Here is an 18,408-nt window from a genome sequence, read left to right on the forward strand (position 1 = left end):
TGTGCCACACTTCCCCGGTGGTCGACCGTGCCTTCGCCGATCCATCGCTCGCCGCGCTCTATGACGTGCTCAACTGCTGGGGCCCGGGCGACGACTTCTACCTGAAACTGGTGATGTCCGCGTCCTCCGTGCTCGACGTCGGCTGCGGCACGGGACGTCTGCTGGCCCGGGCCAGATCCGACGGACACCGGGGCCGGCTCATGGGCCTCGACCCGGCGGCCGCCATGCTCGTCCGGGCCCGCGACGCCGAACGGGACGTCGAGTGGGTGCTCGGGGACCTGCGCAGCCGGGCCTGGGACGGGGAGTTCGACCTCGTGGTGATGACCGGGCACGCGTTCCAGGAGATCGTCGCCGACGAGGAGATCCGCGCGGCACTGCGGTCCGTGCGCGCGGCCCTCGGCGCGGGCGGGCGGTTCGTGTTCGAGACGCGCAATCCCTCGGCGCGCGCCTGGGAGCGCTGGACCCCACAGCGCCGGTACGAGATCAGCGACCCGGACGGCACCGCCGTCCAGGTGTGGCACGAGGTCGAACTGCCCGTCCGCGGCGACCGGGTGACGTTCACCGAGACCTACGAGGGCGCACGGTGGAAGGGACCCCAGGTCTGCCGGTCCACCCTGCGCTTCCTCACCCCCGACGCCCTCGCCCGCTTCCTCACCGAGGCCGGCCTCACCGTCGTCGAGCAGTACGGCGACTGGGGGCGAGGACCGCTCGCCCCCGCCAGCCCCGAGATCGTCACCGTGGCACGGGCCGCCTACTGAGCCTCCGGCCCCTCCTCCAGCGCCGCCAGCGCCGGGTCGAGCACGATGTCCTCGTCGCGCCCCTCGATCGTCGGCTCCTCCGGGAAGTGGCAGGCCGTCAGATGGCCCTCGTGGTTGCCGGAGATCTGGATCAGCGGCGGCTCCTCGGCCGCGCACTTGTCCTGGGCCTTCCAGCAGCGGGTGCGGAACCGGCAGCCGGAGGGCGGGGAGATGGGCGACGGCACGTCGCCGGCCAGGCGGATGCGCTCGCGCTGGGCGCCGTCCGGCTCGTCGGAGAGGTTCACCTCGGGCACCGCGGAGAGCAGGGCGTGGGTGTACGGGTGCCGGGGGCGGGTGTAGATGGACTCGCGGTCGCCCACCTCGATGATCTTGCCGAGGTACATCACGGCCACCCGCTGCGAGAAGTGCCGTACCACCGCCAGGTCGTGGGCGATGAACAGGAACGCGATGCCCAGTTCCGCCTGGACCTTCTGGAGCAGGTTGACCACCTGCGCCTGGATGGAGACGTCGAGCGCGGAGACCGGCTCGTCCGCCACGATCAGCTTCGGCTCCAGGGCCAACGCCCGTGCCACGCCGATGCGTTGACGCTGGCCGCCGGAGAACTCGTGCGGGAAGCGGTTGTAGTGCTCGGGGTTGAGACCGACGATCTCCAGGAGTTCGCGGACCCGCTTCTCCCGGCCGCCCTCGGGCACGATGTCGTTGATCTCCATCGGGCCCGAGATGATCTTGCCGACCGTCTGCCGCGGGTTCAGCGACGAGTACGGGTCCTGGAAGATCATCTGGATCTCGGAGCGGATGGGTGCCAGCTCCTTGCGGCTGGCGTGGGTGATGTCCTTGCCCCGGTACGAGATCGTGCCGGCCGTCGGCTCCATGAGCCGCGTGATCAGCCGCCCGGTCGTCGACTTGCCGCAGCCCGACTCACCGACCAGACCGAAGCTCTCGCCGACGTGCACGGTCAGGTCGATGCCGTCGACCGCCTGCACGGCACCGACCGTACGGCGGATCGGGAAACCGCCCTTGACCGGGAAGTGCTTGGTGAGTCCTGCCACGTGGAGCAGGGGTTCGCCGGCCGACTCGGCGGCGGCTTCCCGCGGGGCGGGAAGGACGAGGTCCTCTTTCATGACGTCTCCTCCTAGCCCAGTCGGGGCTTGATCTCTTCGATGAAGATGGTGCGTTTCTGCTCCGCCGTGAGGTGGCACGCGGAGGCCCGGTCCGGGGCCAGCAGCGGACGTTCGGTCACGCAGCGATTGCCGCCGACCCGGTCCTGGAAGGTGCAACGCGGGTGGAAGCGGCAGCCGGACGGCGGGGTCAGCAGCGAGGGCGGGGCGCCGGGGATCGGGTTCAGCGGCTCGTCGAGCGCCGAGTCCAGCCGCGGCATGGAGTTCAACAGGCCCCAGGTGTAGGGGTGTTGCGGCGAGCGCAGCACCTCGTTCACTGTGCCCCGCTCCACCGCGCCGCCCGCGTACATCACCATGATGTCGTCGGCCATGTCGGCGATCACGCCGAGGTCGTGGGTGATGAAGACGATCGCGGTGCCGAACTCCCGCTGGAGGTCCCTGAGCAGGTCGAGGATCTGCGCCTGCACGGTGACGTCGAGGGCCGTGGTCGGCTCGTCGGCGATCAGCAGGTCGGGGTCGCAGACCAGCGCCATGGCGATCATCGCGCGCTGGCGCATACCGCCGGAGAACTGGTGCGGGTAGTCCTTCGCCCGCTCCTTGGGGTTGGGGATGCCGACCTTGCCGAGCATCTCCACCGCGCGCTCCCAGGCCACCCGCTTGGAGGCCCCGGTGTGCTTCATGAAGGGCTCGGCGATCTGCCGGCCCACCGTGTAGTACGGGGAGAGCGCGGTCAGCGGGTCCTGGAAGATCATCGCGGCCTTGTTGCCGCGCACCTTCTCCAGATCGGACTCGCGGGCGGTCGTCAACTCCTGGCCGTCCAGGAGGATCTCGCCCTCGACGGTGGTGAACTTCGGGTCGTGCAGGCCGAGGATCGTCAGGTTGGTGACGGACTTGCCGGAGCCCGACTCGCCGACGATGCCCAGCGTCCTGCCGCGCTGCACGTCGAAGGAGAGCCCGTCGACGGCCTTCACGATGCCGTCCTCGGTCTTGAAGCTGACGTGCAGGTCCCGCACCGAGAGGAAGGCGCCCGCGTCGGCCGGTACGGGTGCCCCGGCTTCCTTGGTCAGAGTGGTCACGACAGTCTCCTCTTACCCGGCCTAGGACAGCCGCACGCGCGGGTCGATGAACGCGTAGCAGGCATCGACGATGATGTTGAACAGCAGGATCATGGTGGCGGAGAACAGCATCACGCCCAGCAGCAGCGGCAGGTCGCTGAAGGACACGGCGTCCACCGCGAGATGGCCCAGGCCCGGCAGACCGAAGGTGTACTCCGTGATGATGGCGCCGCCGAGCAGCGAGCCGAGGTCGATGCCGAAGATGGTGACGATCGGGATCAGCGAGCCGCGCCAGGCGTAGCGGAAGAAGACGTACTTGCGGGACATGCCCTTGGCGCGGGCGGTCCGTACGTGTTCCTCCTGGAGTTGCTCGATCATCGACGAGCGCGCCATACGCGTGTACTGCGAGGCGAAGATCGTGGACAGCACCACCCACGGGATGATCAGCCCGTCGAACCAGGCGAGCGGATCGGAGGTGAAGTCGACGTAGGCGGGCTTGCTGAAGATGTGCGTCTGGTAGACGAGGATCGCCAGTGCCAGCGGGCCCAGGAAGTAGATCTGCATCGAACTGAGCACCATCGACGAGGCAGTCACGATCTTGTCGACCAGACTGCCGCGCTTCCAGGCGGCGATCATGCCGGTGCCCAGACCCACGATGAGGAAGACCACCGCGCCACCGATGGTGAGCGAGACGGTGGTGGGCAGCCGGTCGAGCAGCGTCGACCAGACCTGGTCGTTGGTGTGGTACGAGTACCCGAAGCAGGGGGCGGGGCAAGGGCCCTGGGCGAACTCGTTGCTGCCGAAGACGAGGTTGTGCAGGAAGATCCCGTACTGCTCGGGGATCGACTTGTCGAGGCCCAGCACATGGTGGATGTTGGCCAGGCTGGTGGGGTTGCACGTCTTGCCGCACATCAGCAGCGCCGGGTCACGGGGCATTCCGAAGAACAGCAGGAACGTCACGATGCTCAACAGAAAGAGAATGACGACGGCACCGAGGAACCGGCGGAAGAGGAAGCGCAGCATGACAGGGGCAGCTCTCTGACGTCGACGGGTGGGGCGGTACCCGGTGCGCGGCCCTGTGGGGCCGCGCACCGGGTACCGGTCCGACGGTGGTTACTTGATGAAGAGACGACGGGGGTCGACGCCGCCGATCACGTCGTCGTAGACGAAGCCGCCGACCTTGGAACCGGCGATCTGGGTCTGCTTGTAGTACGCGGTCGGGACCGCGTTGACGACCTTGGTGAGCAGGTACTGGTCGACCTGCTCCCACGCGGCCGCGGCCTTGACCGGGTCGGTGATCTTGTTGATCCGGTCGATCTCACTGTTCACGTGAGCGTCGTTGACCTGCGAGTAGTTCTGCGCGCCCTCGGCGATCCCCCGGCCGTCGTACAGCGGCGGGATGACGGTCGAGGCGGACGGCCAGTCGGCACCCCACGCGGTGTGGAAGATGTCGAACTGGTTGTCCAGCTTGCTGACCTGGTCGTAGTAGGTCTCGGCCGGGATCTCCTGGCGCTGGACGTCGAAGCCGGCCTTCTTCAGGCCCGCCGCCATGGCGGTGGAGTACTGCTGGCCCTCGGGGGTGTTGGTGTAGCCGAAGGTCAGCTTCATGTTGAGCTTGCCGGCCTCTTCGAGCAGCTTCTTGGCCTTGACCGGGTCACCCGCGGGCTTCTTCTTCTTGCCGAACGGGTCGAACTTCGCGTCGTAGCCGCTGACGGTCGGGCTCAGGAAGCCGCCGGCGACCTCCATGGCGTCGGTGCCGCCGAAGGCGCGGATGAACGGCGTGATCGGCAGCGCGTACGCGATGGCCTGACGGACCTTGATGTCCTTGAGCTCCGGCTTGCTCATGTTGATGTTCATCTGGCCCACGTAGGGCTGGTAGCCGGAGATCGTGCGGGACTTCATCTTCGGGTCCTTGAGCACGCTGGACAGGTTGCCCGCGTCGACCTGGTTGCTGAGGCTTATGCCGGTCGCGTCGGCGCCGCTGTCGGCCAGCAGGGCCTTGGTGGACTGCTCGAACTGCTGGTTGAACGTGAAGTCCCACTGGTCCACGTACTGGTTGCGGATCGGGTCCGTCTTCGGGTCCCAGTTGGTGTTCTTCACGAGCACCATCGACTTGCCGGACTTGAACGACTGGATCTTGTAGGGACCGGTCGTCACCGGGGCCTTGTCGTACTTCTCCTTGGTGTCGCCCTTGGCGGAGACCAAGGAGTAGCCCGCCATGGCGAGCGCGTACGGCAGGTCCGGGTGCGGCGACTTGAACTTGAAGACGACGGTCTTCTCGTCCGGCGTGTCCAGGACGGTGGCGGGCAGGTGCTTGCCCTTGTAGGGGCCGTCCGGCAGCAGCTTGCGGTAGTCGGCGCCGGAGGAGTCGGCCAGCCACTGCTGGATGTAGCTCGGGCCCTGGTTGATGAAGGGCGCGAACAGCCGCTCGAAGGTCTGCCGGACGTCGGCGGAGGTGATCGGCGTGCCGTTGGCGAACTTGAGTCCGTCCTTCAGCGTGTACTTCCAGGTCTTGCCGCCGTCCGTGGTGGTGCCGGAGTCGGTGGCGAGGTCGCCGACGACCTCGTGGCCCTTGCCGTCGGTGCCGGTCGCCTTGTAGCCGGTCAGGCCTCTGTGGATGAGCTGCGAGAGCGCCATCTCGTCGGAGACGTAGATCTGCCCCGGGTCGAGGTGGGCGAAGCTGTCGCGCTGCAGCACCTCCATCGTGCCGCCGCTCTTGGCGCCCGCCACCGCGGCCGCGGGTCCGTTCGAGTCCGACGCATCGCCGAACTTGATCGACGCCTGCTGGTTCTTGGCGTTCTCTTGGTCCTTCTTGTCGTTGTCGCTCGCGTCGCTGCCGCCCTTGCTGCAACCGGTGAGCACGAGTGCCCCGGCCGCGAACACTGACAAAGCGGCGTATGCGTGGCGTCCGCCCCTACTCATCACTGAAGTTTCCACCCATCTGTGTGTCACCAGTGCAATCAGGAATTACCGTGCGGTATCCGGGCGAGGACGCCCACAAACTGCCGTTCAGCGCGACGACTTGGGGTCGAAGGCGTCCCGGACAGAGTCCCCGAGCAGGTTGAACGCGACGACGAAGATGATCATCGAGACGCCGGGGAAGAACATGTAGGTGATGTCGTTCTGCTGTACGAGCTCGGTCGACGCCTTGGAGAACATCTGGCCCCAGTCGGGCGTCGGTTCGACGATCCCGACGCCGAGGAACGACAGACCGGCCTCGATCGTCACGAAGTTCGGCAGCATGTAGGTGGACTGCACCAGCAGCGGAGTCACCACATTGGGCAGGATCTCCCGGCGGATGATCCGCCACGGGGAGGCCCCGCTCACCTTGGCCGCCTCGATGAACTCCCGTTCCCGCAGGGCGAGTGTGGTGCCGCGCAGGATGCGCGCGAGGCTCATCCAGCCGAGCACCCACTGCACCACGATCAGCGCGACCACCCGGACATAGGTCGGGGTCTCGTCCGTCGGACTCACGAACAGCGAGACCACGACGGGCATGCTGGCGATGAAGAACAGCTGGGAGGGGAAGGCGAGCAGGAAGTCGATCACGCGGCCGATCGCGTAGTCGGTCCGGCCGCCGACGTAGCCCGCCGTCACACCGAGCAGGATGCCGGTGACGATCACGGCGAGGGTGACGGTGATCGAGATCATCAGCGAGGTGCGGATGCCGTAGATCAACTTGGTGAACACGTCGTAGCCGTTGCCGGGTTCCAAACCGAACCAGAACTCGCTGCTGATACCGCCGTTGGGCTGCACCGGCACGCCCGCGCTGTCGAACAGCTCGGGGCGTTCGTCCGCGTAGACGGTGTACGGGTCCTTGCCGTACAGCTTCGAGATCAGGGGCGCGGCGAGCGCGATCACGAAGAAGAAGAGCACGACGAAAGCCGAGATCACGCCGGTGCGGTCCCGCTTGAAGCGGATCCACATCAACTGGCCGGGCGAGCGGCCTTCGAGCTTCTCGGCCTCGGGCTGCGCCGGAGGCTGTGGGGCGCCGTCGACGACGACCGACGTACCGCCGCCGCCTTCAACGTCGAGAGGACTTGTCACAGTTGGCCCATTTCACAGGTGTGGGTGTGCCGAGCCGGCGACCGGCGCAGGGTGTGCGCGATCGCGGAACGGATCATGAAGAAGCGTGGGGGGAACCCCGAGGAGGCCGGGAAACCCGCAGCCGGACGCGCGTAGGCGTCGGCCCGCGTTAAACGGCCGTAGGCATCCTCAGACTGAACCGCCGTATGCGCGAGGGCAATTGGCGACGACGGACGGCGTGGCCCACCTGGTGTTCGTGACACCGCGCATGGGGCTCCTCCTCATGACTCCACGTATTCACCGAACGGGAGGGGGCACACGTCTGTCCTCCGACACCCCTGACGGAGGGGTCAGACACCCCCATGGTGCTCGCGAGCCGGTGCTGTCCCCACAGCACGAGACCCATTGACCCGAGCGCTACGCGGCTAACTATCTGCCATGAGCCATGCACCGACCACTGTCTTCAAATCTCAATTCGGTCACAGCTGACGCGTACATCTTCCAAAATCTGGACAAACTGTTCGGGAGGAGAAGGCCGCGAAACGGACGTGTTACATGGGTATCGGGCGGGGATCTCCGCAATACGGACACCGGTCGCCGAAAAATCGGTTGCAAAAAGCCCGGGCGCCCCCAAGATGGGGACGCCCGGGCCTTGTTTGGCCGATAGTCGACCTTCGTCAGCTGTGCTTGGCCCGGCTCGCGGAGCGGGCGCGCTCACGACCGTCCAGCACCACCTTGCGAATGCGAACGGACTCCGGGGTCACCTCGACGCACTCGTCGTCGCGGCAGAACTCCAGGGACTGCTCCAGGGAGAGCTTGCGCGGCGGGACGATCGCCTCGAACGAGTCGGCCGAGGAAGACCGCATGTTCGTGAGCTTCTTCTCCTTGGTGATGTTCACGTCCATGTCGTCGGAGCGCGAGTTCTCGCCGACGATCATGCCCTCGTACACCTCGGTGCCGGGGTCGGTGAACAGCACACCGCGCTCCTGGAGATTCGTCATCGCGAACGCGGTGACGGCACCGGCGCGGTCGGCGACCAGCGAGCCGTTGTTACGGGTGGTCAGCGTGCCGAACCACGGCTCGTGACCCTCGTGGATGGAGTGCGCGATGCCCGTGCCGCGCGTACCGGTCAGGAACTCGGTACGGAAGCCGATGAGCCCGCGGGAGGGCACGACGAACTCCATGCGGACCCAGCCCGAGCCGTGGTTGGACATGTTGTCCATCCGGCCCTTGCGGACGCCCATGAGCTGCGTGACCGCGCCCATGTGCTCCTCGGGCACGTCGATCGTCATGCGCTCGACCGGCTCGTAGACCTTGCCCTCGACGTCCTTGGTGACGACCTGGGGCTTGCCGACGGTCAGTTCGTAGCCCTCGCGGCGCATCTGCTCCACCAGGATGGCCAGCGCCAGCTCACCGCGGCCCTGCACCTCCCAGGCGTCGGGGCGCTCGGTGTCGAACACGCGGAGCGAGACGTTGCCGATCAGCTCGCGGTCCAGGCGGTCCTTGACCTGACGGGCGGTGACCTTGCGGTCCTTGACCGCGGCCTTCGCGGAGGCGCCCTTGCCGGTGCCGCCGCGGCCGACCAGCGGCGAGGTGTTGGTGCCGATGGTCATCGAGATGGCCGGCTCGTCGACCGTGATCAGCGGCAGCGGGATCGGGTTCTCGGGGTCGGCGAGCGTCTCGCCGATCATGATGTCCGGGATACCGGCCACGGCGCAGATGTCACCGGGGCCCGCCATCTCGGCCGGCTTGCGGGTGAGCGCCTCGGTCATCAGCAGCTCGGTGATGCGCACGCTGGACATCGTGCCGTCGCGCTTGATCCAGGTGACGGTCTGGCCCTTGCGCAGCTCGCCCTGCTCGACGCGGAGCAGCGCGATACGGCCGAGGAAGTTGTCGGCGTCCAGGTTGGTGACGTGCGCCTGGAGCGGGGCGGCCTCGTCGTACTGGGGGGCCGGGACGTGCGACAGGATCGTGGAGAAGAAGGGCTCCAGGCTGTCGCTGTCCTGCGGGACCGTGCCGTCGTCGGGCTTGGTCAGCGAGGCCACACCGTCGCGCGCGCACGCGTAGACGATGGGGAACTCGATCTGCTCCTCGTCCGCGTCCAGGTCCAGGAAGAGGTCGTAGGTCTCGTTGACGACCTCGTCGATCCGGGAGTCGGGGCGGTCCGTCTTGTTGATGCACAGGATGACCGGGAGGCGCTGCTGGAGCGCCTTGCGCAGCACGAAGCGGGTCTGCGGCAGCGGGCCCTCGGAGGCGTCGACGAGCAGCACCACCGCGTCCACCATCGACAGACCGCGCTCGACCTCGCCGCCGAAGTCGGCGTGGCCCGGGGTGTCGATGATGTTGATGGTGATGACATCGCTGCCATCCTTCGGGTGGTACTTGACGGCCGTGTTCTTGGCCAGGATCGTGATGCCCTTCTCACGCTCCAGGTCGTTCGAGTCCATCATGCGGTCGTCGAGCGACTCGGCGGCATGCGCGGCGAAGGCACCGGCCTGCTTGAGCATGGCATCGACCAGTGTGGTCTTGCCATGGTCGACGTGGGCGACGATGGCTACGTTGCGGATGTCGTGGCGCGTGGCCATGGTGTGGCGTTCTCCCGGAGTGTGAGGAAGGCCTACGCGTACGTCTGTGTTACGCGGACCCTGCCGGGCTGGACACGCCACGGCCTCACCCCATCCTACGGGCCTGAGCCAGGGGTGGCCTCCGCGGGCCGTTGCGCGGACCGCTCCGCGGGTCCGGCGGCCCCGGTCCCCCGCCCTCCGTGCGCAGGCCGCCGCCCCGCTGGGATGCGGGGCGGCGGCCTTGGTCACATTTGTCGGACGCGTACAGGCTCTAGTCCTTGTCCGGGCTCGCCGAGGGGCGCTTCGCGCCCTTCTTCAGGAAGCCCATGTCCTCGTAGACCGGGGTCTGGAAGCCGAAGGCGCCGGCGTTGACCAGGTCCTTCCGGCCGGCCGTGAGCTGGGGGCGCTGGTAGAGCGGGATGGAGCCGGCGGCGGCCCAGATGCGGGAGTCGGCCTTGCGCAGCAGGTCGGCGCTCTCGTCGCCGTCGAGGGTGCCGACGGCCTGGTCGAAGAGCTGGTCGACCTGGTCGGTGCCGACGCGCGTGTAGTTCTGCTCGACGTTCAGGGACCCGTCGGCGGCCGGCACCGGCTTGGCGTAGACGGGCCGGGCGTCGGTGGCGGGGAACGCGGAGGCGGGCCAGGAGTACAGCGCGAGGTCGTACTGGCCGGACGCGATGTGGTCCTTGAAGTAGCTGTCGTCGGAGACCTTGATGATCTCGGTCCGGATGCCGACCCGGTCCAGCATCGCGACGATCCGGTCGGCGACCGTGCGCAGCGTCGCGGACCCGGCCCCCGACGGGAGCACGAAGCGGAGCGTGAGCGGCTTGCCGTTCTTGGCCAGCGGCGCCGCCGCGGCACCCGGCGCGGGGGTGCCCTTGGGGGCGTACGCCCCGGGTGCGCCGCCCTGCTTCACCTGCTTCTCGGCGTACTGCTTGCCGTCGGCGAGGTGCGTGCCGCCCTTGTTCCCGCCGCTCTTCTTCCCGTGCGTGCCCTGGTGGTCCTTGGGGTCGGCCCTGCGCTCCCACTCGGGCTCCTGGGGCGCCTTGTCGTCCTCGCCGACGATGTACGTCCCCTCGTCGCCGCCCGCGGACTCGTCGTCGGCCTTCTTCCCCTCGGGCCCGGCGCCCTTCTCCCCCTTCTTCTTCTCTTCCTTCAGCGGTCCGCCGGACACCCACCCGGCGTCCGCGAGCAGCGCCTGCGCCTCGCCCGTGTCCTGGTCGCCCAGCGCGCCGCTGTTGTCGGCGTAGGCGGCCTGCCCGGAGAGCGCGAGATGACTGCCCACCGGCACGGCGGGCAGCCCCAACGGCCCGAGCACGGCCTTGGCGAGCGCCTTCCGGTCCAGGGCCCGGGCCACGGCCCGGCGCACCCGCTCGTCGGCGAGCGGCCCCTCCGAACCGTTGAGGGCGAGCTGGGTGAAGGCGGGCTCCAGCGACTTGCGCACCTCGAAGGCGCGCAGCGCCTCCTGCTGCTTCTCGTACTTGGCGCCCTTCTTGCCCTGCTTCTTCAGCTGCTTCAGGGACTTCGCGGCGGCCCGCCCGGAGCCGGGCTCCGCCATCGGCGAGGCGCCCTGCAACGGCGTGTTCGTGCCCCCGGTCCGCCCGGCAAGGGCGATCCGGTCGGCCGCCGAGGGGTCGATCTCGGCCAGGTCGATCTCCCCGTCGGCCAGCGCGGCGGCCCGCTCGTCGCGCGGTACGGCCTTCAGGACGATCCCGGAGAGCTTGGCGGGGTGGCCCCACCAGCGCGGATTGCGGGCGAGGGTGACCTGGTCGTCCTTGCGGTCGACCTTCTTGACGACGAAGGGCCCGGCCGTGACCTTGAGCTTCCTGCGCGCCCCGTCGTTGAACGAGTCCGGGGTGCCCATGACGCCCTTGGGGTACAGCGGCGAGAACAGCGACTTCCAGTCGGCGTACGCCCGCCCGAAGGTGACCCTGACCTCGAGGTCGTTGGCCCCGCGCTCGATCTTCTCGATGCGCTCGTACCCGGCGTTGCGGGCGGTCCAGTACGCACTGTCCTTCCCGGACAGGGCCCGCCACTGCGCGGCGAAGTCGGCGGCCCCGATCTCCCGGCCGTCGCTCCACACCGCCTGCTGGTTCAGCTTGTACAGCACGACCTGCTTGGGCTCGGTCTCGACGACCTTGGCGGACTCCAGGTAGTCGCCGTCGACCTGCGGACGCCCGTCCGCGTCCAGCCGGTACATGCTCGGCAGCGTCGCCTGCGCGATCCGCCCGGTGACCGGGTCGGCGTCCGACTGGAACGTGTTGAGCGTCTCCGGCACGTCGTCCACGGCCCACCGCAGCGTGCCGCCGTCGGCGACCAGCTCGCGGCCGGCCGGCGCGATCTCCTGTCCGGCGAGCGGCTTGCCCGCCGAGTCCTCGGAACTGCACCCGGCGACCGCCGGCACCGCGAGCACACCCGCGGTCAGGAAGGCGACCGAGCGCATGACCGCGCGCAGTCCGACGCCGTCGTGGGCCATCTCGTCTACCTCCGGGAGTGAGCCGCCGCAAACGATCACATTTGGCGGTATATGGAGCTGATCAGATCTATGCCGCCACTGAAGAGGAAAGGGTTCGCCAGAGCTGGCAGACACGGCGGGGAAAGACCGGAACCCCACCCATGCGGCGCAACATCCAGCCCGTCCGGCGCTTGAGGACGAGGCCCTTGGGCCGACGGGGGTCTGGGGGCGCAGCCCCCAGAACGCGCGCCCCCACCCACCTCGCACAAGACAACGCACCGAACCCAATACGTGCACACCGCTTCCCACCGAGAGGTGTGACGCGCAACACTCGCAGGCGCATGAACGTTTACGTCCAGGGCACAGCCGCCCGCGGAAGTGAGGAAACGTCATGTCCGTGCACGACGAACTGACGCATGTCCAGCGCAGTCTCGACGAGCTGTTCCGGTCGGTCGGCCGACTGGAGAAACAGCTCGGCACAGCAGGCCTGGAGATGCGGCGCGTCCGCGCCGACGCCAACCACCTGCGCGAGAGCGTCGCGCTGCTGCGCGACGCGGCCTCCGCGCCGACCGCCCCCAAACGCCCCGATCTCCTCCCCATGTCCGACGCCCCGTACGACAACAGCCTGTGGACGGACTCGGACGACGAGGGACTCGGCGCCCGCGACCGCCGAGCCCCCTGAACCCGACCGGAGTCATGAGTTGGCCACTGGTACGGAACCCCATCCGAACAGCGGCGGCGTACGCACCGGTACGCGCGCCGCGATCGACGCGAACCACCTGCGCACCGACCGGTGGTGGCTGGCCCCCGCCGTCACCGCCGCGGGACTGCTGGCGTTCATCGTGTACTCGACGTGGCGGGCCTTCGCCGACACGAACTACTACTCGGCGCCCTACGTCTCGCCGTTCTACTCGCCCTGTCTGGCCGACCGCTGCGCGACCATGCACAACGGCCCCAACGCGGACCTCTTCGGCAGCTGGTGGGGCATCTCCCCCGCGATCATCATCCTGATCTTCCCGCTGGGCTTCAGGCTGACCTGCTACTACTACCGCAAGGCCTACTACCGGGGCTTCTGGGCGTCCCCGCCGGCCTGCGCGGTGGCCGAGCCGCACAAGAAGTACTCGGGCGAGACGCGGTTCCCGCTGATCCTGCAGAACGTCCACCGGTACTTCTTCTACGCGGCCCTGCTGGTCGCGGGCACGCTCACCTACGACACCGTGCTGACCTTCCGGGACGAGGACTACCACTGGGGCCACATGGGCCTGGGCACCCTCGTCTTCCTGGCCAACATCGTGCTGATCTGGGCGTACACCCTGTCCTGCCACTCCTGCCGGCACATCGTCGGCGGCAAGCTCAAGCACTTCTCCAAGCATCCCGTCCGCTACAAGGCGTGGAAGTTCGTGGGGAAGCTGAACAACCGTCATATGCAGCTCGCCTGGGCGTCGTTGATCAGCGTGGCGCTCGCGGACTTCTACGTGTACCTGGTCGCCTCCGGCGCTTTCGATGATCCGAGGTTCTTCTGATGTCCGTGGTCGACCGACAGGAGTGGGACGTCGTCGTGGTCGGCGCCGGTGGCGCGGGCCTGCGGGCCGCCATCGAGGCGCGCGAGCGCGGCGCCCGTACGGCCGTGATCTGCAAGTCGCTGTTCGGCAAGGCGCACACGGTGATGGCCGAGGGCGGCATCGCGGCGGCGATGGGCAACGTCAACTCCGGTGACAACTGGGAGGTCCACTTCCGCGACACCATGCGCGGCGGCAAGTTCCTCAACCAGTGGCGGATGGCGGAGCTGCACGCGAGCGAAGCCCCGGACCGGGTATGGGAGTTGGAGACCTGGGGCGCCCTCTTCGACCGCACGAAGGACGGCCGCATCTCGCAGCGCAACTTCGGCGGCCACGAGTACCCGCGCCTCGCCCACGTCGGCGACCGCACCGGCCTGGAGCTGATCCGCACCCTTCAGCAGAAGATCGTGTCCCTCCAGCAGGAGGACTTCCGCGAGACCGGCGACTACGAGTCCCGCCTCAAGGTCTTCCAGGAATGCACGATCACAAGGGTGTTGAAAGAAGGCGACCGCGTCTCCGGGGTCTTCGGCTACGAACGCGAGTCGGGCCGTTTCTTCGTCATCGAGACGCCCTCCGTGGTCATCGCGACCGGTGGCATCGGCAAGTCCTTCAAGGTGACGTCGAACTCGTGGGAGTACACGGGCGACGGCCACGCGCTGGCGCTGCTGGCCGGGGCGCCGCTCCTCAACATGGAGTTCGTGCAGTTCCACCCGACGGGCATGGTCTGGCCGCCGTCCGTCAAGGGCATCCTGGTCACCGAGTCGGTCCGCGGTGACGGCGGGGTGCTGCGCAACTCCGACGGAAAACGCTTCATGTTCGACTACATCCCCGACGTCTTCAAGGAGAAGTACGCCCAGTCGGAGGAGGAGGGCGACCGCTGGTACGAGGACCCGGACCACAACCGGCGCCCACCGGAGCTGCTCCCGCGCGACGAGGTCGCCCGGGCCATCAACTCCGAGGTGAAGGCGGGCCGCGGCTCCCCCCACGGCGGTGTCTTCCTCGACGTCTCCACCCGCATGCCGGCCGAGGTCATCCGGCGCCGACTGCCGTCCATGTACCACCAGTTCAAGGAGCTGGCGGACGTCGACATCACGGCGGAGGCGATGGAGGTCGGGCCCACCTGTCACTACGTGATGGGCGGCATCGCGGTCGACTCCGACACGGCCGCCGCCCGCGGGGTGCCGGGGCTGTTCGCGGCCGGCGAGGTGGCCGGCGGCATGCACGGCTCCAACCGCCTGGGCGGCAACTCCCTCTCCGACCTGCTGGTGTTCGGCCGCCGGGCGGGCTGGCACGCGGCCGAGTACGCGGCCGGCCTCACCGACGCGCGCCCGCCGGTGGACGAGGACCAGATCGACACGGCGGCGGCGGAGGCCCTGCGCCCCTTCTCCGCGGAGGGCCCCGCCCCCGGCGAGGACGACGGCCGCCCGCCGGAGAACCCGTACACCCTGCACCAGGAGCTCCAGCAGGCCATGAACGACCTCGTCGGCATCATCCGCCGCGAGGGCGAGATGGAGCAGGCGCTGGAGAAACTCGCGGATCTTCGGGTACGGGCCCGGCGGGCCGGCGTCGAGGGGCACCGGCAGTTCAACCCCGGCTGGCACCTCTCCCTGGACCTGCGCAACATGCTGCTGGTCAGCGAGTGCGTGGCCCGGGCCGCGCTGGAGCGCACGGAGTCGCGCGGCGGCCACACCCGCGAGGACCACCCCGCGATGGACCGCAAGTGGCGCAACATCAATCTCCTGTGCGCGCTCACCGACCCCACGGGCGGTCTGTTCGCGACGGACCCCGTCAGCGGCCAGATCACCCTCACCCGCGAGACCACCGAACCCATCCGCGCCGACCTGCTCGCCCTCTTCGAGAAAGAGGAGCTGGTCAAGTACCTCGCCGAAGAGGAGCTCTACGAGTGAGCAGCTATGAGGCCGCCTTCAAGGTGTGGCGGGGTGACATCAAGGGCGGGGGCCTGGAGGACTTCAAGATCGAGGTCAACGACGGCGAGGTGGTGCTGGACATCATCCACCGCCTCCAGGCGACCCAGACCCCCGATCTCGCCGTGCGCTGGAACTGCAAGGCGGGCAAGTGCGGTTCGTGCTCCGCGGAGATCAACGGACGGCCGCGGCTGATGTGCATGACCCGCATGTCGGTCTTCACGCGGGACGAGACGATCACGGTGACGCCGCTGCGCGCCTTCCCGGTCATCCGCGACCTGGTCACGGACGTCGGCTTCAACTACCAGAAGGCCAGGGAGGTTCCGTCCTTCGTACCGCCCGCCGAGCTCGGTCCCGGCGAGTACCGCATGTTCCAGGAGGACGTGGACCGCTCGCAGGAGTTCCGCAAGTGCATCGAGTGCTTCCTGTGCCAGGACACCTGCCATGTGGTCCGTGACCACGAGGAGAACAAGACGGCCTTCGCCGGCCCGCGCTTCCTGATGCGGGTCGCGGAACTGGACATGCATCCCCTGGACGCGGCCGAGTCCACCGGCCTGGACCGCAAGGCCACCGCCCAGGAGGAACACGGCCTCGGCTACTGCAACATCACCAAGTGCTGCTCGGAGGTCTGCCCCGAGGGCATCCACATCACGGACAACGCGCTGATCCCCTTGAAGGAGAGGGCGGTCGACCGCAAGTACGACCCGCTGGTGTGGCTGGGCTCGAAGATCAGGAGGCGGTCGGCAGAAGGCTGAGTGCCTGCCCGAGGTTGTACTCGGCGATGCCGCGCATGAACTCCGGGTCCGGGAAGTCCCCGTCGAGCAGCCGGAGGGGACCGGCGACCAGGGAGAGATGCATGGCGAGGCGGTAGAGCCGGAGCCGGTCCTCGTCCAGGCCGGAAGTGCGGTCGCGGGTGCGGTCAGGGGTGCCGTCGGGGGTGCGCAGCACGTCGTAGTGCGGGCCGAAGCGGAACCGCAGGAAGACGTGCTCCCACTCCACGTCGAAGTACATCAGGCCCTCGATGTCGATCAGGGCCGGGTGTCCGTCGGCGGTCACCAGGACGTGGTCCGGGCCGAGTTCGCCGTGGATGAGGGTGTGCCGGTCGCGGGGGCGGACGGCGGCGGCCAGATCCCGTACGGCGTCCGCCAGTTCGGCACGGACGGCGGCCGCCCGTGGCTCGCGGGCGGCGATCTCCGCGATGTCGCCCAGGGCCCGCCCGGCGACCAGGCCCTCGCACGAACTCCCCGTCGGCACACCGCCGTTGTCGACGAGGGCCACCTTGCCGAAGGTCGGCCCCTGCTGGGCGTGCAGGACGGTGAGCAGGTCGGCGAACCGCTCCAACGTCCCGGCCGCCGCCCGGGGTTCGCGTCGCAGGGCCTCCTCCAGACTGTCGCCCCGCACGTCCTCGACGATCGCCGCGTCGGCCGGGAGGTGGGTGTGCGTGGCGTCGGCGTACCGGAGGGCGGGGGTGCGGACGCCGGCTGCCGCGAGGCGGTCGTGCGCCGCGGTGAACAGGCCGAGGCCGGTGCCGTGGGAGAAGGGGTCGCGCGGGTCGGGGGGCACGGCGTCCCAGTAGTCCTCGTCGGGCGACCAGACGTAGGCGACGGCGGTGGATTCGTCGTCGAGGGTCAGCCGGTAGACGCCCTTCTTGGAGCCGCCGCGGAGGCGGGTGACCGCGGTGAGGGCGCGGTGGGGTCCGAGGGCGGCCCGGGTGAGGGGGGCGAGGTCGGTACGGGTCAGGTGCGTGCGGGGTCGCTGCGTACGAGGTTGCTGGGGGCGGCTCACGACGTGTGTACCCAGTCCTTCCGGTAGGCCGTCCAGTCATCCTCCGTGGCGGCGAAGTCGACGTACAGGGCGACCCCGAAGCGGGCGCGGTCGGCGTCCGTGCGGGTCAGGCCCAGGCGGACGCCCCGGACGGCGGCCGGGACGGTCTCGGCGTGGCCCCAGTGGTCGAAGTTGCTCTCGTAGTAGAAGGGCAGGCCCATGAGGAGGTCGGTGGATTCCGGGGTGACCTCCAGGGCGAGCGAGGTCTGCTGGGCGACGTAGCCGCCGTAGAGGCTCTCCAGAGGTTGTGCCGTGTCGTAGGACATGACGGCGATCTGGTCGACCCGGCGGGCCACCTGGCCGAAGAACGCCTGCGACCACCACTTGGGGTGCGCGGTGAAGACGCCCCAGACCGAGTGGAGGGAGGGGAGCGGGTCGATCTGGTGGGCGGCGACGGAGAGGAGGGCGTGACGGGACTCGGTGACCGCGTGCAGTCTGTCGAGAAGGTCGAGGTAGTCGCCGTCGCCGGAGTGGAGGGGTTCGAGGTCGAAGTGGGCGCCCTCGAAGCCGGCGGCGAGGATCTGGCGGGTCGAGGCGACGATCGCGGTGCGGGTCGCCGCGCGTTCCAGGTGCAGGCCGTCCGGGCCCTCGGTGGCGAGTACGTCGCCCAGCCAGGCCTGGACGCGGACGCCGGGCAGTGCGCGGTGGACCGACTCGATCAGCCAGGCGGCCCTGGGGTAGTCCGACTCCGGGAGGGTGCCGTCGTGCTCCAGGGGTCCTGAATGGACGTACAGGTCGCGAATACCGGTGCCTTTGAGACGGCGGGCGAGGGCTGCCAGGTCCGCGTCCGTCTTCCGGCCGTCGACCCAGGCGTGGCCGAGCCAGATCGCGTCGCGGTTCCGGGTGTACGTGCCGCTTGCCGGGTCGCCGGTGTAGTTGAGGCGGAGGGCGGTCCCGGCCGCGAGCACGGGCAGGAGGAAGGCCAGGAACAGGGCGAGGGCGGTGAGTCCGAGACGGCGGCGCCATGGTCTGCGCGGGCTTTCCGGCTTTTCGGGAGCGGCGGCCCCCTCGACCGACTCCTCCTGCTGCTCCTGCTGCTGCTCCTGCTGCTCCTCTTGCTGCTCCGGCACGCCGTCCCCCTCCGTCATCGCCCTCGCCCGCCGCCTCCCCGGCCCCACCCTTGCCCC

14 protein-coding genes are annotated in these 18,408 nt (G+C 68.9%); 5 read left to right on the forward strand and 9 right to left on the reverse strand.

Translation table 11 applies throughout. The annotated features are described in order from the left end of the window. Positions 1-17 precede the first annotated feature (17 nt). Positions 18-758, forward strand: coding sequence for a class I SAM-dependent methyltransferase (locus ACWD5F_RS37065; RefSeq protein WP_451260704.1), 741 nt, complete (start codon positions 18-20; stop codon positions 756-758). Here the strand turns inward: ACWD5F_RS37065 and ACWD5F_RS37070 are convergent. The 7 genes from ACWD5F_RS37070 to ACWD5F_RS37100 all read right to left on the reverse strand — a co-directional run bounded on the left by ACWD5F_RS37070 (position 752) and on the right by ACWD5F_RS37100 (position 11,994). After that, positions 752-1,879, reverse strand: coding sequence for an ABC transporter ATP-binding protein (locus tag ACWD5F_RS37070; protein ID WP_451260705.1), 1,128 nt, complete (start codon positions 1,877-1,879; stop codon positions 752-754). The genes ACWD5F_RS37065 and ACWD5F_RS37070 overlap by 7 nt on opposite strands. Positions 1,880-1,890: 11 nt before the next feature. After that, on the reverse strand, positions 1,891-2,952 hold the full coding sequence (locus ACWD5F_RS37075) for an ABC transporter ATP-binding protein (protein WP_401713287.1): 1,062 nt from the start codon (positions 2,950-2,952) through the stop codon (positions 1,891-1,893). A 21-nt stretch (positions 2,953-2,973) separates the two neighbouring features. Continuing rightward, positions 2,974-3,954, reverse strand: a complete 981-nt coding sequence (locus tag ACWD5F_RS37080) for an ABC transporter permease (protein ID WP_451260706.1) — start codon at positions 3,952-3,954, stop codon at positions 2,974-2,976. A gap of 90 nt (positions 3,955-4,044) precedes the next feature. Continuing rightward, complete coding sequence (locus tag ACWD5F_RS37085; RefSeq protein ID WP_451260707.1) at positions 4,045-5,853, reverse strand: ABC transporter substrate-binding protein; 1,809 nt, start codon at positions 5,851-5,853, stop codon at positions 4,045-4,047. Between the two features lie 87 nt (positions 5,854-5,940). After that, positions 5,941-6,978: an ABC transporter permease gene (locus ACWD5F_RS37090; protein ID WP_451260708.1), complete on the reverse strand. Its 1,038-nt coding sequence runs from the start codon at positions 6,976-6,978 to the stop codon at positions 5,941-5,943. Positions 6,979-7,634: 656 nt separating this feature from the next. After that, positions 7,635-9,542: a translational GTPase TypA gene (gene typA, locus ACWD5F_RS37095; protein ID WP_401713298.1), complete on the reverse strand. Its 1,908-nt coding sequence runs from the start codon at positions 9,540-9,542 to the stop codon at positions 7,635-7,637. A gap of 250 nt (positions 9,543-9,792) precedes the next feature. Next, a complete protein-coding gene (locus tag ACWD5F_RS37100; protein WP_451260709.1) occupies positions 9,793-11,994 on the reverse strand; it encodes an ABC transporter family substrate-binding protein in 2,202 nt (733 codons plus the stop codon). 370 nt (positions 11,995-12,364) lie between these two features. Here ACWD5F_RS37100 and ACWD5F_RS37105 point away from each other — a divergent pair, with 370 nt between their 5' ends. The 4 genes from ACWD5F_RS37105 to ACWD5F_RS37120 are packed head-to-tail and all read left to right on the forward strand — an operon-like array spanning position 12,365 to position 16,212. Then, positions 12,365-12,655 (forward strand): hypothetical protein, encoded by a 291-nt coding sequence (locus tag ACWD5F_RS37105; RefSeq protein ID WP_123997959.1) that lies wholly within the window; start codon positions 12,365-12,367, stop codon positions 12,653-12,655. Between the two features lie 19 nt (positions 12,656-12,674). Further along, the gene (locus ACWD5F_RS37110) at positions 12,675-13,496 is read left to right on the forward strand and encodes a hypothetical protein (protein WP_401713305.1); all 822 of its coding nucleotides are present in this window, start codon (positions 12,675-12,677) and stop codon (positions 13,494-13,496) included. Then, a complete protein-coding gene (locus tag ACWD5F_RS37115) occupies positions 13,496-15,439 on the forward strand; it encodes a fumarate reductase/succinate dehydrogenase flavoprotein subunit (protein WP_451260710.1) in 1,944 nt (647 codons plus the stop codon). The genes ACWD5F_RS37110 and ACWD5F_RS37115 overlap by 1 nt, the downstream gene beginning before the upstream one ends. After that, positions 15,436-16,212 carry a succinate dehydrogenase/fumarate reductase iron-sulfur subunit gene (locus tag ACWD5F_RS37120; RefSeq protein ID WP_451260711.1) on the forward strand — a complete coding sequence of 259 codons (777 nt, stop codon included), beginning with the start codon at positions 15,436-15,438 and terminating at the stop codon, positions 16,210-16,212. The genes ACWD5F_RS37115 and ACWD5F_RS37120 overlap by 4 nt, the downstream gene beginning before the upstream one ends. Here ACWD5F_RS37120 and ACWD5F_RS37125 read toward each other — a convergent pair. Both ACWD5F_RS37125 and ACWD5F_RS37130 read right to left on the reverse strand, forming a co-directional pair. Beyond that, positions 16,187-17,242: a phosphotransferase family protein gene (locus tag ACWD5F_RS37125; RefSeq protein WP_451260712.1), complete on the reverse strand. Its 1,056-nt coding sequence runs from the start codon at positions 17,240-17,242 to the stop codon at positions 16,187-16,189. The two genes, ACWD5F_RS37120 and ACWD5F_RS37125, sit on opposite strands and share 26 nt — an antisense overlap. Next, positions 17,239-18,351, reverse strand: a complete 1,113-nt coding sequence (locus ACWD5F_RS37130; RefSeq protein ID WP_451260713.1) for a hypothetical protein — start codon at positions 18,349-18,351, stop codon at positions 17,239-17,241. The genes ACWD5F_RS37125 and ACWD5F_RS37130 overlap by 4 nt, the downstream gene beginning before the upstream one ends. Positions 18,352-18,408: the final 57 nt, after the last annotated feature.

The sequence above is a fragment of the Streptomyces sp. NPDC002499 genome (assembly GCF_053595415.1).